At 61.7% G+C, this 13,979-nt stretch carries 15 protein-coding genes and 5 tRNA genes; 17 read left to right on the top strand and 3 right to left on the bottom strand.

Features of this window, described 5'->3' with window-relative positions:
• Positions 1-151: 151 nt before the first annotated feature.
• Positions 152-595: a DapH/DapD/GlmU-related protein gene (locus M0654_RS16110; RefSeq protein ID WP_248683986.1), complete on the top strand. Its 444-nt coding sequence runs from the start codon at positions 152-154 to the stop codon at positions 593-595.
• Between the two features lie 61 nt (positions 596-656).
• On the opposite strand, the gene M0654_RS16105 is transcribed toward M0654_RS16110, so the two are convergent.
• The 3 genes from M0654_RS16105 to M0654_RS16095 form a co-directional block, all read right to left on the bottom strand.
• Positions 657-1,604 (bottom strand): GDSL-type esterase/lipase family protein, encoded by a 948-nt coding sequence (locus tag M0654_RS16105; protein ID WP_248683985.1) that lies wholly within the window; start codon positions 1,602-1,604, stop codon positions 657-659.
• Positions 1,568-1,957: a hypothetical protein gene (locus tag M0654_RS16100; protein ID WP_248683984.1), complete on the bottom strand. Its 390-nt coding sequence runs from the start codon at positions 1,955-1,957 to the stop codon at positions 1,568-1,570. Before M0654_RS16100 ends, M0654_RS16105 begins: the two co-directional genes overlap by 37 nt.
• A 267-nt stretch (positions 1,958-2,224) precedes the next feature.
• Positions 2,225-2,300 (bottom strand) — tRNA-Val (locus tag M0654_RS16095).
• A gap of 264 nt (positions 2,301-2,564) precedes the next feature.
• On the opposite strand from M0654_RS16095, the gene M0654_RS16090 reads away from it, so the two are divergent.
• The 16 genes from M0654_RS16090 (at position 2,565) to M0654_RS16015 (ending at position 13,975) form a co-directional block, all read left to right on the top strand.
• Positions 2,565-2,641, top strand: a tRNA-Asp gene (locus M0654_RS16090).
• Positions 2,642-2,709: 68 nt separating this feature from the next.
• Positions 2,710-2,786, top strand: a tRNA-Asp gene (locus M0654_RS16085).
• Between the two features lie 68 nt (positions 2,787-2,854).
• A tRNA-Asp gene (locus M0654_RS16080) sits at positions 2,855-2,931 on the top strand.
• Between the two features lie 68 nt (positions 2,932-2,999).
• A tRNA-Asp gene (locus M0654_RS16075) sits at positions 3,000-3,076 on the top strand.
• A gap of 342 nt (positions 3,077-3,418) precedes the next feature.
• The gene (locus M0654_RS16070) at positions 3,419-3,784 is read left to right on the top strand and encodes an NADH-quinone oxidoreductase subunit A (RefSeq protein ID WP_118851491.1); all 366 of its coding nucleotides are present in this window, start codon (positions 3,419-3,421) and stop codon (positions 3,782-3,784) included.
• Entirely contained in the window at positions 3,775-4,359 is a 585-nt protein-coding gene (locus M0654_RS16065; RefSeq protein WP_199925214.1) for a NuoB/complex I 20 kDa subunit family protein, read from the top strand. Before M0654_RS16070 ends, M0654_RS16065 begins: the two co-directional genes overlap by 10 nt.
• 18 nt (positions 4,360-4,377) lie before the next feature.
• Complete coding sequence (locus M0654_RS16060; protein WP_248683983.1) at positions 4,378-4,980, top strand: NADH-quinone oxidoreductase subunit C; 603 nt, start codon at positions 4,378-4,380, stop codon at positions 4,978-4,980.
• A gap of 72 nt (positions 4,981-5,052) precedes the next feature.
• Positions 5,053-6,243: an NADH-quinone oxidoreductase subunit D gene (locus M0654_RS16055; RefSeq protein ID WP_118849273.1), complete on the top strand. Its 1,191-nt coding sequence runs from the start codon at positions 5,053-5,055 to the stop codon at positions 6,241-6,243.
• A complete protein-coding gene (locus M0654_RS16050) occupies positions 6,243-6,509 on the top strand; it encodes a hypothetical protein (RefSeq protein ID WP_248683982.1) in 267 nt (88 codons plus the stop codon). The genes M0654_RS16055 and M0654_RS16050 overlap by 1 nt, the downstream gene beginning before the upstream one ends.
• A gap of 16 nt (positions 6,510-6,525) precedes the next feature.
• Entirely contained in the window at positions 6,526-7,452 is a 927-nt protein-coding gene (gene nuoE, locus M0654_RS16045) for an NADH-quinone oxidoreductase subunit NuoE (RefSeq protein ID WP_248683981.1), read from the top strand.
• A 98-nt stretch (positions 7,453-7,550) separates the two neighbouring features.
• Positions 7,551-8,855 carry an NADH-quinone oxidoreductase subunit NuoF gene (nuoF, locus tag M0654_RS16040; protein ID WP_248683980.1) on the top strand — a complete coding sequence of 435 codons (1,305 nt, stop codon included), beginning with the start codon at positions 7,551-7,553 and terminating at the stop codon, positions 8,853-8,855.
• Between the two features lie 5 nt (positions 8,856-8,860).
• Positions 8,861-9,484 (top strand): 5' DNA nuclease, encoded by a 624-nt coding sequence (locus M0654_RS16035; protein ID WP_248683979.1) that lies wholly within the window; start codon positions 8,861-8,863, stop codon positions 9,482-9,484.
• Between the two features lie 60 nt (positions 9,485-9,544).
• A complete protein-coding gene (gene nuoG, locus M0654_RS16030) occupies positions 9,545-11,626 on the top strand; it encodes an NADH-quinone oxidoreductase subunit NuoG (RefSeq protein ID WP_248683978.1) in 2,082 nt (693 codons plus the stop codon).
• A gap of 7 nt (positions 11,627-11,633) precedes the next feature.
• Positions 11,634-12,680, top strand: a complete 1,047-nt coding sequence (nuoH, locus tag M0654_RS16025) for an NADH-quinone oxidoreductase subunit NuoH (RefSeq protein ID WP_248683977.1) — start codon at positions 11,634-11,636, stop codon at positions 12,678-12,680.
• A 40-nt stretch (positions 12,681-12,720) separates the two neighbouring features.
• Positions 12,721-13,215, top strand: coding sequence for an NADH-quinone oxidoreductase subunit NuoI (nuoI, locus tag M0654_RS16020; RefSeq protein ID WP_118849279.1), 495 nt, complete (start codon positions 12,721-12,723; stop codon positions 13,213-13,215).
• 145 nt (positions 13,216-13,360) lie between these two features.
• A complete protein-coding gene (locus M0654_RS16015; protein ID WP_248683976.1) occupies positions 13,361-13,975 on the top strand; it encodes an NADH-quinone oxidoreductase subunit J in 615 nt (204 codons plus the stop codon).
• The last annotated feature ends 4 nt before the right edge of the window (positions 13,976-13,979 follow it).

Here is a 13,979-nt window from a genome sequence, read left to right as displayed (position 1 = left end):
CAAAACACTGTTTGACGGAGGGCCGACATACCCTCTGCGACATCGACTGCTGCGGTTGTGCTGGAACATCGTCTGGCTTCTCGCCTGTGCCTGGACGCCGAGGCAGTTTGGCGGCTGGCGCCGTCTGGTTCTCAGGGCGTTCGGCGCACGAATGGAGAAGGGCGCCAATGTTCATGGAAGCGCCAGGATCTGGCTCCCGTCCAACCTGGTGATGATGGAGCGGTCCATCATCGGCGGCCGTGCCGAGATCTACAACACCGCACAGGTGACGCTGATGCGTCAGGCACTTGTCTCCCAAGGCGCCCATCTCTGCGCTGGCACGCATGACTATACACATCCCGATTTCCCGCTGGTCACGAAGCCGATCACGATCGGCCGCAATGCCTGGATCTGTTCTAAGGCGATCGTAGGTCCCGGCGTCACGGTGGGAGACAACAGCGTGCTAGGCGCCGGTGCCGTCGCATTCGGTGACCTGCTAGAGAATGGTGTTTACGCGGGTAACCCGGCGGTCCGGATCAAGGATCGCTGGCCGAACGCGGGCCTGGGACATGGCGGAGGCCGCCCGCGCGCCGCGGCGCACAGTGCCGATGGTTGAGATCGCTTGAAGCAAGGAGCGCAGCCTGCAGCTTCCCACCCGGTCGCTGCAGGCTGATTTTCTAAAGTCCGCTGGCGAGTTCGCGCACCGCAAGCGCGCGGTAGCCCGCCTGCGTGAGGTGGATTGCGCCGCCGGCGTCGTACCATCCTGAAGCGATTGCCTCGGCCGCGCTCATCATCCCGGCGAAATCCACGACCGATGTCCGCGCCCGGGCCGCGGCCCATGCCTTGGCCGCGTCGCGGTAGGACACAAGCTCGGCGTCATCGGGATCGCTTAGCCGGTGCGTCGGCGTGATCAGCCAATGCAGTTCAGAAAGCGCCCAGCCGTTCATCGAAAAGATCGATTCGATGCGAAGCACGATTGCCGCGAGATTGTCCACATAAGCCTGCGCACTATCCGGATCAGACGAGGGCGCCGGGCCAAGTGACGGCATGGCCGTTTCATTGCGATCGTTCGCGCCGGAATTGATGCGGATGACGATCACCGGATCCTGGCCGACCGCCGTGTGGAAGGACCGCAGCAGCGCAAAATAGTTGGTGAGCGACGCATCGCTCTGGGCAATGAGCCAGGCGGCTATGTCATACAGCGACTGGCCGCCGACGCCATAGAGCGTGTTATGGCTCCAGCCGGCGGTACGGTCCGGTCGTTCGATTCGCTGCCACAACAGCAGAAAGTTCGGCTCCATCGTATCGATACCGGATGCAGGCCGGGACCACTGGGCGCGAACGGGGTAGTTGCGCAGCGAATCTGCCGGAAGATCGAGTGTCGTGCGGGTCGAACCGAAAGCCCCGGTTTGGGCTGAAACACTTGTTCCCTCGATGAGCCCACTGAACGGGCTGTTGTCGCGCCGCCAGGATGGCTTGAAGCTTCCGCCGCCCGAAACAAAGGTGCCGAACCCACAATGCGCGCGCAGCATCCCGGTCACACCGATCGGGTGGCCGGCATCGAGCACCAGCCCGTTGCCCGCAGTGCTCACATTCGCGCCGGTATAATATTGGTACGGGCCCATGTTGCCGGTGCTCGGCAGCGCGAAAGGGGCAAGGTCGGTGGGAATGCCGGTCGTTGCTCCAAAGACGCCGCTCCAAAGACGCCGCTCGGAAACAACCCATCGGCCTCAAGGTAACCGTCGTTGTCGCTGCCGACGATGCCGAGATGAGTAGCGTATTGTGGAAACCGCTGCGCCATGGCGTAGGCGATTCCGTCGTCCCAGCCGGAACCGCCCGAACGGATGTTGCTGTCGCCGAGGCTGACGATATCGACGCGCCGGGTCGCGGCCAGTGCCAGTGCGGCAAAGGCCCCGGTTGCAGAGGCCCCCGTTCGGCGGCAGGGCAGGCCCGTTGTTGAAAGACTGAGATCCAGCATGAGCGTTCCTTTGGATGTGCGGGCAGGCATGCCCGGATGGAGCCGAGTGTAAGGAGCCGTGGATGGGCGTGGAAAAAAACGGGAGGCGCGTGCCGTCAGGCAGCGTGAATCACCGAGGCAGGTGGCGTTACGTTGCTGATTCTGTTGAGGAGGGTGCGATCAGGTGACGCGCGGGATACCGAGACAGCAAAAAAATACGTCCACGCGCAAAGCACACGATGCTGCGCGTTTGGACGGGCGAAGAATATTCAAGAAGAGGAGGAAAAATGGTGGGCGATGAGAGACTCGAACTCCCGACATCTTCGGTGTAAACGAAGCGCTCTACCAACTGAGCTAATCGCCCGTCCGCTGTGCTGAGGCTTGGTGAAGCCCGCCGCGTCGGTGGCCGTGATCTATTCGGATCGCAGAAAAACCGCAAGAGCCTAGATGATGTTTTTTTGAAATTTTTGCACATGCCCCACCGGATTGTGCCTGTGCATGGGGAAAGCGCATCGGCCTCATTCTTTTGTCGGGAAACCTGCTTGACACCTGCAGCCGAACCTCTTAGAGACCCGCTCACCCGACCGGTCGAGGCCGACGGGCGAGGGGCTTGCCTCTCGAGAAGGATGCGGGTGTAGCTCAGTCGGTTAGAGTGCCGGCCTGTCACGCCGGAGGTCGCGGGGTCGCGCGCCGTCACTCGCGCCAGTCTCTTCCTCGAAACTCTCCCTTCCGGGCTTCCGAGCCTGGGCGGGCCGCCCCTCTGGGCACTCTGCGCGGGTGTAGCTCAGTCGGTTAGAGTGCCGGCCGGTCACGCCGGAGGTCGCGGGTTCGAGCCCCGTCACTCGCGCCATTCTCTTCCTCGAAACTCTCCCTTCCGGGCTTCCGAGCCTGGGCGGGCCGCCCCTCTGGGCACTATGCGCGGGTGTAGCTCAGTCGGTTAGAGTGCCGGCCTGTCACGCCGGAGGTCGCGGGTTCGAGCCCCGTCACTCGCGCCATTCTCTTCCTCGAAACTCTCCCGTCCGGGCTTCCGAGCCTGGGCGGGCCGCCCCTCTGGGCACTCTGCGCGGGTGTAGCTCAGTCGGTTAGAGTACCGGCCTGTCACGCCGGAGGTCGCGGGTTCGAGCCCCGTCACTCGCGCCATTCTTTTCACAGATCCGGTATCTTCCTTTTCGAGTGGCTTCACGATCCCGTGCGGCCGCTTTCTGCTGTTTGCCTCCCGGTTGCTGCCTTGGTCTCTTCTTTATAGGACCCGGTTCCTGCTGCGCCCTCTCGCGGTGGGTCTTTCGCCGTGAAGTCTGTGGACGTCTTCTTTTGCCCTCCCGCTTGTGCTGAAATGGCACAAGATCTGTTGTTCAAAGTGCTTGCGCGGTGGCGTCGCCTGCGCTAGTCACGGCGTAATTATTGCAATGCACGTTTGCTTGCCCGCGCATTGCGTCTCCAAAGTGTCGCCCGACGCTTCTTGGCAGGCTGGGATTGAATGCCATGAGTGAACTTCTCACTTCCTACGTCCCGATCGCGATCTTCATCGGAATCTCCTTGGTGATCGGAATCGCGCTTCTGGTGGCGCCCTTTGCAGTTGCCTACAAGGCTCCCGATCCGGAGAAGCTGTCGGCCTACGAATGCGGATTCAATGCGTTCGATGATGCGCGCATCAAGTTCGACATCCGGTTCTACCTGGTTTCGATCCTCTTTATCATCTTCGACCTCGAAGTGGCCTTCCTGTTCCCGTGGGCGGTCTCGTTTGGGGAGCTTGGCTGGTTCGGCTTCTGGTCCATGATGGTCTTCCTGGGCGTGTTGACGGTCGGCTTCATCTATGAATGGAAGAAAGGAGCGCTGGAATGGGAGTAGTCGATAGCGGCAGCACCCTCGTTGCGCCACAGCCCAAGGGGATTATCGATCCCAATACCGGCAAGCCCATCGGCAGCGATGATGCTTACTTCGGTGAAATCAACAACGAGCTGGCCGATCGCGGCTTCCTCGTCACCACGGCCGACTCGCTGATCACCTGGGCCCGTACCGGGTCCCTGATGTGGATGCAGTTCGGCCTTGCTTGCTGCGCCGTCGAAGGCCTCATGCAGGTTTCCGGCCCGCGTTACGACATGGAACGCTTCGGTGTTGCGCCGCGCGCCTCGCCGCGCCAGTCCGACGTGATGATCGTTGCCGGCACGCTGACCAACAAGATGGCGCCTGCGCTCCGCAAGGTCTATGACCAGATGCCGGAGCCGCGTTATGTCATCTCGATGGGCTCCTGCGCCAACGGCGGTGGTTATTACCACTATTCCTACTCGGTGGTGCGCGGCTGCGACCGCATCCTGCCTGTAGACATCTATGTTCCGGGCTGTCCTCCCACGGCAGAAGCGCTGCTTTACGGCGTGCTCCTGCTGCAGAAGAAGATCCGGCGCACCGGCACGATCGAACGCTAAGGCTCGAGGACCGTACACATGACTGAAGCCCTGGCCGAGCTTTCGACCTATGTGCGCGAAGCACGCTCTTCTCTCGTGGAAGATGCCGTGATCGCCAATGGCGAGCTCACGCTGATTGCGACGACCGAAAGCATCCTGCCGCTGCTCACCTTCCTTCGCGATGATGTGCAGTGCGAATTCGTGAGCTTCATCGATATCTGCGGCGTCGATTACCCGGCGCGCGAAAAGCGGTTCGATGTCGTCTACCACCTGCTGTCGCCACGCCAGAACCTGCGCGTGCGCGTCAAGCTCATGGTGGGCGAGGACGAACTCGTGCCGTCCGCAACCTCCGTTTACATGGGCGCGGAATGGTTCGAGCGCGAAACCTGGGACATGTACGGCATTCCGTTCGCCGGCCACGGCGACATGCGCCGAATCCTGACTGACTACGGTTTCGAAGGGCATCCGCTCCGCAAGGACTTCCCCACGACCGGTTATTTTGAAGTTCGTTACGACGATAGCGCCAAGCGGGTAATCTACGAGCCCGTCGAACTGCGCCAGGAGTTCCGGAGCTTCGATTTCTTGTCGCCCTGGGAAGGCACGGACTATGTCCTGCCCGGTGACGAAAAGGCGAAGTCGTAAGAGCTGGCGCCTGCGCCGGCATCAATATTTCCCGCCTCGTACGGTGTTTCCGTCGGGCATGGAGCAAGCGGTATGACTGAACACAACGTTCGCAACTTTACGATCAACTTCGGTCCGGAGCATCCTTCCGCGCACGGCGTTCTGCGACTTGTTCTGGAACTGGATGGTGAGATCGTCGAACGCGTCGATCCGCATATCGGGCTCCTGCATCGCGGCACCGAAAAGCTGATGGAGTCGAAGACCTATCTGCAGGCGCTTCCTTACCTGGACCGGCTTGATTACGTCGCGCCGATGAACCAGGAGCACGCCTACTGTCTGGCGATCGAAAAGCTGCTCAAGCTCGAGGTTCCGATCCGTGGCCAGCTGATTCGTGTCCTTTATTCGGAAATCGGCCGTCTTCTCAGCCACATCATGAACGTCACCACCCAGGCCATGGACATCGGCGCCATGACGCCGCCGGTCTGGGGCTTCGAAGAGCGCGAGAAGCTGATGAGCTTCTACGAGCGCGCTTCGGGTGCACGCATGCACGCTGCCTATTTCCGTCCGGGTGGCGTCCACCAGGATCTCCCGCCGGAACTCGTCGAGGACATCGGCAACTGGTGCGATCCGTTCTTGAAGGTGCTGGACGACATCGAGGCGCTCCTGACCGACAACCGCATCTTCAAGCAGCGTAACGTCGATATCGGCGTGATCTCGCTTGCCGATGCGTGGAGCTGGGGCTTCTCCGGCGTGCTCGTGCGCGGCTCCGGCGCTGCCTGGGACCTGCGTCGTGCGCAGCCCTACGAATGCTACAGCGAAATGGATTTCGACATTCCGGTCGGCAAGAACGGCGACTGCTATGACCGCTACCTGATCCGCATGTTGGAAATGCGCGAGTCGGTGAAGATCATGAAGCAGTGCGTCAACCGGCTGCTTGGCAGCGAGCGCACTGGTCCGGTCTCCTCGGTCGACGGCAAGGTCGTGCCGCCGAAGCGTGGCGAGATGAAGCGCTCGATGGAAGCGCTGATCCACCACTTCAAGCTCTACACGGAAGGCTTCCACGTGCCGGCCGGCGAAGTTTATGCGGCTGTCGAGGCGCCGAAGGGCGAATTCGGCGTCTACCTCGTCGCTGATGGCACCAACAAGCCGTACCGCGTCAAGCTGCGCGCTCCGGGCTTCGCCCACCTTCAGGCGATGGACTACATGTGCAAGAAGCACCAGCTCGCCGACGTAACGGCGGTTCTGGGCTCGCTCGACATCGTGTTCGGTGAGGTGGATCGCTGATGATCCGCACCATCGCCCTGATCTCCGCTCTGCTCGTAGGTTCGACCGCTGCGCTTGCGCAGGACGGCGAACTTGCGCCGCCGGTCGGCAGCTCAACGGCGAGTGCGGGCTCCAAGTCCATGGGTGATCTCGTTTCGCAGGGTTACGAGATCAAGGCCTCGGTTCAGAGCGGAACCAAGGTCATTGTGTTCATGCAGAAAGACAAGTCTGCCTACGCTTGCGAATTCGTGACGGTCACGAGATCGCGGTGTGGATACGTAAACTGATAAGGCGTGGAAAAGAATGTCCGTTCGTCGATTAGCCGAAGACCAGGTGCAGCCGGCAGCATTCGCGTTCAATGACGAGAATGCCGTCTGGGCCGAGGCAACGATCAGGAAATACCCGGCAGGGCGGCAGCAGTCTGCCGTCATCCCGCTGTTGATGCGGGCGCAGGAGCAGGACGGCTGGGTCACCAAGGCTTGCATCGAATATGTTGCAAACCGCCTGGAGATGCCGTTCATCCGCGTCCTCGAAGTCGCGACATTCTACACGCAGTTCCAGCTGAAGCCGGTCGGCAAGCGCGCCCATATCCAGGTCTGCGGCACGACGCCTTGCATGCTGCGCGGTGCAGAAGACCTGATGAAGGTCTGCCAGCGCAAGATCCACCACGATCCGCTCGAGCTCAACGCCGACGGGACCCTGTCGTGGGAAGAGGTGGAATGTCAGGGCGCGTGCGTCAACGCGCCGATGGTCATCATCTTCAAGGATGCCTATGAAGATCTGACGCCGGAGCGTCTTGAAGAAATCATCGACGCCTTTGAAGCTGGCCGCGGTGACGAGATCAAGCCCGGCCCGCAGATCAACCGCTATTTCTCCGCACCGGAAGGTGGCCCGCAGACGCTTCTGGAAGACGTAAAGCCGGTTCGCACGAACCTTGAGCCGCAGCCGACGGCGGAAGAGGGCGCAACCATGCCGCCCGCCGAAGCCGGCCGTCCGAAGGACACCGCAACGGAAGTCAATCCGGCCGTCAAGACGCCGGTTACTGACAAGGAAGGTGCCGAGGCTCAGGCGAAGGCCGCCGAACAGCAGCCGCTGTCCGCCACCGCCAAGAGCGAGCCGGATCCGAAGAGCGCCGGCAGCGCCGCCGAGGGAGCGCCGCCGGAGCCCGGCGCCGTTTCCGGCGACCTGAAGCCGAAGCGCTCGCGCAAGAAGACGGAGAAAGACACGTGAAGGTTGCTCCGAATATTGCCGCAACGCTCGCAGGCGCCGCCAATCCGGTTTATATGGACGGGCGCCTCGACCTAATCGCAGAATCGGCGGAATAAGCCATGCTTAAAGACCAGGATCGCATCTTCACCAATATCTACGGCCTCAAGGACAAGTCCTTGAAGGGCGCGATGAGCCGTGGCCACTGGGATGGCACCAAGCAGATTCTCGAAAAGGGCCGGGACTGGATCATCAACGAGATGAAGGCATCCGGCCTTCGCGGTCGCGGCGGCGCAGGCTTCCCGACCGGTCTCAAGTGGTCCTTCATGCCGAAGGAATCGGACGGCCGTCCGCACTACCTCGTCGTCAACGCCGACGAATCCGAACCCGGTACCTGCAAGGACCGCGATATCATGCGCCACGATCCGCATACGCTGATCGAAGGCTGCGTCATCGCCGGTTTCGCCATGGGTGCCCACACCGCCTACATTTATGTGCGCGGCGAATACATGCGCGAGCGCGAAGCGCTGCAGGCCGCCATCGATGAATGTTATGGCGCAGGTCTGCTCGGCCCGAACAACAAGAACGGCTGGGATTTCGACATCTACGTCCACCATGGCGCCGGCGCTTATATCTGCGGTGAAGAAACCGCGCTGCTCGAAAGCCTGGAAGGCAAGAAGGGCCAGCCGCGCCTGAAGCCGCCGTTCCCGGCCAACATGGGCCTCTATGGCTGCCCGACCACGGTCAACAACGTTGAATCCATCGCCGTTGCCCCGACCATCCTGCGCCGCGGCGCCGGCTGGTTCTCGTCGATCGGCCGCCCGAACAATGTCGGCACCAAGCTGTTCATGATCTCCGGCCACGTCAACAAGCCGTGCACCGTCGAAGAAGCCATGGGCATTCCGTTCCGCGAACTGATCGACAAGCATGCCGGCGGCATCCGAGGCGGCTGGGACAACCTGCTCGCCGTCATCCCCGGCGGCGCTTCCTGTCCGGTCATCCGTGGTGAGGACATGGGCGACGCGATCATGGACTTCGACGGCATGCGCGACAAGAAGTCGTCCTTCGGTACGGCCGCCGTCATCGTCATGGACAAGTCGACCGACATCATCAAGGCGATCGCCCGCCTGTCGCAGTTCTTCAAGCATGAAAGCTGCGGCCAGTGCACGCCGTGCCGCGAAGGCACCGGCTGGATGTGGCGCGTCATGGAGCGCATGGTGAAGGGCAATGCCCAGAAACGCGAAATCGACATGCTGTTCCAGGTCACCAAGCAGATCGAAGGCCACACCATCTGCGCCCTTGGCGACGCGGCTGCTTGGCCGGTACAGGGCCTGATCCGGAACTTCCGTGACGAGATCGAAGCACGCATCGACCAGTACACCCACAACGCCACGGCGCAGGGCGCCGTCATGGAAGCTGCGGAGTAAGCACCGTGATCACCAGCGGCAACGAACGGAATCGGGAGGCGACGGATCGTTCGGCGCCTGATTCCGCGCGCCTGCCGTTTGCCGATGCGGCGCATTTTTCCGAAGCGCTGGCGAACAACCCGTTCCTGGCACAGCCCGCTGCTGCCATGGCCGCGGCCACTGCGATCGGTTTCGGCATTGCGAGCCAGATGGCGAACGCCTTCTTCGGCGTGATGCAGACGGCGCTTGAGGCGACCAACCGGCAGGCGCCGGTGACGCCCGAGGTTCGCCCGTCGACACGTAGGGAAACCGTCGCGCCGACCACGCCCGAGGTGACGGCCACGGTCGTGAAGGCAAAGGCGCCGGTCCGGAAGAAGGCTGAAAAGCCTGCAGTTGTTGCGGTGAAGCTGAAGAGCGAAGCGGCGCAGAAGGCCAAGACTGCCAGGCGCGGCGTGGGAAGCGACCTGAAGCGCATCTCCGGCATCGGCCCGAAGCTTGAAACGGTGCTGAAGGGCAAGGGCGTCGCAAACATTGCCCAGATCGCGGCATGGACGGATGAAGATGTTGCCCGGTTCGAGCAGGAACTGGGACTTGAAGGGCGGATTGGCCGGGACGATTGGGTCGGCCAGGCAAAGGCTCTGGTGAAGTAAGAGATTGTCTCCCTTGGCTGATCCAGCCCAAGGGGAGGAACTAAGGACGTAAGTGAGACGATGGTTAAGCTGAAGGTAGACGGCAAAGAGATCGAGGTTCCGGATCATTTCACGCTGCTCCAGGCATGCGAGGAAGCCGGCGCCGAGGTTCCGCGCTTTTGTTTTCACGAGCGTCTGTCGGTGGCAGGCAACTGCCGCATGTGCCTCATTGAAGTGAAGGGTGGCCCGCCGAAGCCGGCGGCCTCCTGCGCCATGGGCGTGCGCGATATCCGCGGCGGTCCGAACGGCGAACTTCCGGAAGTCTTCACCAACACGCCGATGGTCAAGAAGGCCCGCGAAGGCGTGATGGAATTCCTGCTCATCAACCACCCGCTGGATTGCCCGATCTGCGACCAGGGTGGTGAATGCGACCTGCAGGACCAGGCGATGGCCTTTGGCATCGATTCCTCGCGCTACACCGAAAACAAGCGCGCCGTCGAAGACAAGTACATCGGCCCGCTCGTCAAGACCGTGATGAACCGTTGCATCCACTGCACGCGTTGCGTCCGTTTCACGACGGAAGTGGGCGGTATTTCCGAGCTTGGCCTCATTGGCCGCGGCGAAGATGCCGAAATCACCACCTATCTCGAACACGCCATGACGTCGGAACTGCAGGGCAACGTCATCGACCTTTGCCCGGTCGGTGCGCTGACCTCGCGTCCCTTCGCCTTCACCGCCCGCCCTTGGGAACTCGGCAAGACCGAATCGATCGACGTCATGGATGCGCTCGGCTCGGCCATCCGCGTCGATACCCGTGGCCGCGAAGTGATGCGCATCATGCCGCGCGTCAACGAGCAGGTGAATGAGGAGTGGATCTCCGACAAGACCCGCTTCATCTGGGACGGCCTGAAGACCCAGCGCCTCGACCGTCCTTACGTCCGCAAGGACGGCCGCCTGCAGGCTGCCACCTGGCGTGAAGCCTTTGGCGCCATCCAGGCTGCGGTCGCTGGCACGACCCCGGACAAGATCGGCGCGATCGTCGGTGATCTTGCCGCTGTTGAAGAAATGTACGCGCTCAGGGAGCTCATCCGTTCGCTCGGATCCGAGAACCTCGACTGTCGCCAGGACGGGACGGCGCTTGATCCGTCGCTCGGCCGCGCAAGCTACATCTTCAACCCGACCATCGAAGGTATCGAGCAGGCCGGCGCGCTGCTGCTGATCGGCGCCAACCCGCGCCTTGAAGCAGCCGTCCTCAACGCCCGTATCCGCAAGCGCTGGCGCCGTGGCAACTTCCCGATCGGCGTGATCGGCGAAGCAAGCGAACTGCGTTATGCCTATGATTATCTCGGCGCAGGTCCGGACACACTGTCCGAGCTTTCCTCTGGAGCCAACAGCTTCGTCGACAAGCTGCGCGGTGCACAGAACCCGATGATCATCGTAGGGCAGGGGGCTCTGGCCCGTCCGGATGGCGCAGCGATCCTTGCTGCCGCTGCCCAGCTCGCCGGTTCTGTTGGCGCATTGACGGAAGAGTGGAATGGCTTCGGCGTGCTCCACACCGCCGCTGCCCGTGTCGGCGGCCTCGATCTCGGCTTCGTGCCGGGTGCGAACGGCGCGGATGCCGCCACCCAGCTCGCCACCATGGACGTCCTCTTCCTGCTTGGCGCCGATGAACTCGACTTCACCCGCAAGGGCGCGAAGTTCACCGTCTATATCGGCAGCCACGGCGATGCCGGTGCACACCACGCAGACGTGATCCTGCCGGGCGCTGCCTATACCGAAAAGTCCGGTACCTGGGTCAACACCGAAGGCCGCGTCCAGATGGGCAACCGCGCTGGTTTTGCTCCGGGCGAGGCACGTGAAGACTGGGCCATCCTTCGCGCCCTGTCGGACGTTCTCGGCAAGAAGCTGCCGTTTGATTCGCTGCAGGCTCTGCGTGCGGCGCTCTACGCAGCGCACCCGCATTTCGCCGATATTGACGAGATTGCCGCTGGCTCCGTGAATGAAATTGCCGCACTTGGCCAAAAAGCCGGTGAGATGACGAAGTCCGGGTTTGCGTCGCCGATCAAAGACTTCTATTTGACGAACCCAATCGCGCGCGCTTCTGCCGTCATGGCGGAATGCTCCGCGTTGGCCCGCAACAATTTCCAGGCTGCGGCGGAGTAATTTGAACATGGACTCATTCTTCTCGAGCTACGTCTGGCCGGCGTTGATCATGATTGGGCAGTCGCTGCTGCTGCTGGTCTGCTTGCTCGTCTTTATCGCCTTCATCCTGCTCGCCGACCGCAAGGTCTGGGCAAACGTGCAGTTGCGCCGCGGTCCAAACGTCGTCGGTCCGTTCGGCTTGTTCCAATCGTTCGCCGACCTTTTGAAGTTCATCCTGAAGGAGCCCGTCATTCCGGCTGGCGCCGACAAGATCGTCTTCCTCCTGGCGCCGCTCGTTTCCGTGACGCTGGCTCTCGCCACCTGGGCGGTCATCCCGCTCAACGACGGCTGGGCGGTTGCCAACATCAATGTCGGCATCCTCTACGTCTTCGCGATCTCGTCGCTGGAAGTCTACGGCATCATCATGGGTGGCTGGGCTTCCAACTCCAAGTACCCGTTCCTCGGGGCGCTGCGTTCGGCGGCACAGATGGTGTCCTACGAAGTCTCGATCGGCTTCGTCATTGTCACCGTTCTACTTTGCGTCGGCTCGCTGAACCTCACCGACATCGTCTACGCCCAGAAGACGGGCCTCGGCACGATGATGGGTCTGCCGAACACCTTCCTTGACTGGCACTGGCTGCCGCTATTCCCGATGTTCGTGATCTTCTTCATCTCGGGCCTGGCAGAAACCAACCGTCCGCCCTTCGACCTTCCGGAAGCAGAATCGGAACTGGTTGCCGGTTACATGGTCGAGTATTCGTCCGCTCCGTACATGATGCTGATGCTCGGCGAATACGCCGCCATCATGCTCATCTGCTCGCTGACGACGATCCTCTTCCTTGGAGGCTGGCTGCCGCCGTTCGACTTCTGGCTGATCAACTGGGTCCCGGGCATCATCTGGTTCCTGCTGAAGGTCATCATGGTGTTCTTCGGTATCGCCATGGCGAAGGCGATCGTGCCGCGCTACCGCTACGACCAGCTCATGCGCCTCGGCTGGAAGGTCTTCCTTCCGCTGTCGCTGATCATGCTGATCATTGTTGCATTTGTTTTGAAGCTGACGGGGTGGGCCGGCTGATGGTGCCTTCCTTCACGCTCGGCTTTATCGGAGAATAACGATGGCTAGTTTGGCCCAAGCCGCCAATTCGCTTTTCCTGAAGGAATTCGTCAGCGCTTTCGCTCTGGCGTTCAAGTACCTGTTCTTCCGGCAGAAAGCGACGATCAACTACCCGTTCGAGAAGATGCATTACTCGCCGCGTTTCCGCGGTGAGCATGCGCTGCGCCGTTACCCCAACGGGGAAGAACGCTGCATCGCCTGCAAGCTGTGCGAAGCGATCTGTCCGGCCCAGGCCATCACCATCGAAGCCGGCCCGCGCCGCAACGATGGCACGCGCCGCACGGTCCGTTACGACATCGACATGGTGAAGTGCATCTATTGCGGCTTCTGCCAGGAGGCTTGCCCGGTCGACGCGATCGTCGAAGGGCCGAACTTCGAGTTCTCGACGGAAACCCGCGAAGAGCTTTACTTCGACAAGGCACGGCTTTTGGAGAACGGCGATCGTTGGGAGCGCGAGATTGCGCGCAACCTCGCGCTGGACGCGCCCTACCGCTGAGGCGGGACGCTTTTTCCGGTGAGGCTGCTTCGCAGTGCTTCACCGGCATGATCTGGATGAAATGCCCGGTGAGCATCGGTCCACCGGGTTTCGAAGGGTAGGGCTCTTGTGCCTTTGCCCGGCTGATGACGGAAAAGGCACCACGATGGGTCTGCAGGCTATCTTCTTTTATCTCTTTGCGTTCGTCGCGGTGGCGTCGGCGTTCATGGTCATCTCGGCCAAGAACCCGGTCCACTCGGTGCTGTTCCTTATTCTGGTGTTCTTCAACTCCGCCGGTCTGTTTCTGCTGACGGGGGCTGAGTTCCTGGCGATGATCCTGCTGGTGGTCTACATCGGAGCCGTTGCGGTTCTCTTCCTCTTCGTCGTGATGATGCTGGAAATCGACTTCGCCGAGTTCCGCTCCGGCGTGCTGCAATATGCACCGATCGGCATCCTGGTCGGCATCATCGTGGCGGCCGAACTGATCGTCGTCATCGGCGGCAGCGTCATCACGCCGGAAGCGACCAAGGCGATCACCATGCCGATCCCGAACCCGGCGGTACGCTCCAACACGGCGGCGCTCGGCGACGTGCTCTACACGAACTACGTCTACTTCTTCGAAATCGCTGGTCTCGTCCTTCTGGTCGCAATGATCGGAGCTATCGTGCTGACCCTGCGTCACCGCCAGGACGTCAAGCGCCAGAATATTGCCTCTCAGGTTGCGCGCACGCCCAAGACCGCTGTCGAAGTGGTCAAGGTCAAGCCGGGCCAGGGCATCTGAGGCG

It is taken from the genome of Neorhizobium turbinariae (assembly GCF_023223505.1).
Taxonomy (GTDB): domain Bacteria; phylum Pseudomonadota; class Alphaproteobacteria; order Rhizobiales; family Rhizobiaceae; genus Neorhizobium; species Neorhizobium turbinariae.
The sequence above is the reverse complement of the archived record's forward strand: the minus strand, read 5'-3'. Positions and strand labels throughout refer to the sequence as shown.

What these genes read in the sequence shown, in the direction of transcription:
- M0654_RS16105 (WP_248683985.1), bottom strand. Translation starts at nt 1,604, where the DNA reads ATGGGCCCGTACCAATATTATACCGGCGCGAATGTGAGCACTGCGGGC.
- nuoF (WP_248683980.1), top strand. Translation starts at nt 7,551, where the DNA reads ATGCTTAAAGACCAGGATCGCATCTTCACCAATATCTACGGCCTCAAG.
- M0654_RS16065 (WP_199925214.1), top strand. Translation starts at nt 3,775, where the DNA reads ATGGGAGTAGTCGATAGCGGCAGCACCCTCGTTGCGCCACAGCCCAAG.
- M0654_RS16055 (WP_118849273.1), top strand. Translation starts at nt 5,053, where the DNA reads ATGACTGAACACAACGTTCGCAACTTTACGATCAACTTCGGTCCGGAG.
- M0654_RS16015 (WP_248683976.1), top strand. Translation starts at nt 13,361, where the DNA reads ATGGGTCTGCAGGCTATCTTCTTTTATCTCTTTGCGTTCGTCGCGGTG.
- M0654_RS16050 (WP_248683982.1), top strand. Translation starts at nt 6,243, where the DNA reads ATGATCCGCACCATCGCCCTGATCTCCGCTCTGCTCGTAGGTTCGACC.
- M0654_RS16110 (WP_248683986.1), top strand. Translation starts at nt 152, where the DNA reads ATGGAGAAGGGCGCCAATGTTCATGGAAGCGCCAGGATCTGGCTCCCG.
- nuoH (WP_248683977.1), top strand. Translation starts at nt 11,634, where the DNA reads ATGGACTCATTCTTCTCGAGCTACGTCTGGCCGGCGTTGATCATGATT.
- nuoG (WP_248683978.1), top strand. Translation starts at nt 9,545, where the DNA reads ATGGTTAAGCTGAAGGTAGACGGCAAAGAGATCGAGGTTCCGGATCAT.
- M0654_RS16060 (WP_248683983.1), top strand. Translation starts at nt 4,378, where the DNA reads ATGACTGAAGCCCTGGCCGAGCTTTCGACCTATGTGCGCGAAGCACGC.
- M0654_RS16070 (WP_118851491.1), top strand. Translation starts at nt 3,419, where the DNA reads ATGAGTGAACTTCTCACTTCCTACGTCCCGATCGCGATCTTCATCGGA.
- nuoE (WP_248683981.1), top strand. Translation starts at nt 6,526, where the DNA reads ATGTCCGTTCGTCGATTAGCCGAAGACCAGGTGCAGCCGGCAGCATTC.
- nuoI (WP_118849279.1), top strand. Translation starts at nt 12,721, where the DNA reads ATGGCTAGTTTGGCCCAAGCCGCCAATTCGCTTTTCCTGAAGGAATTC.
- M0654_RS16100 (WP_248683984.1), bottom strand. Translation starts at nt 1,957, where the DNA reads ATGCTGGATCTCAGTCTTTCAACAACGGGCCTGCCCTGCCGCCGAACG.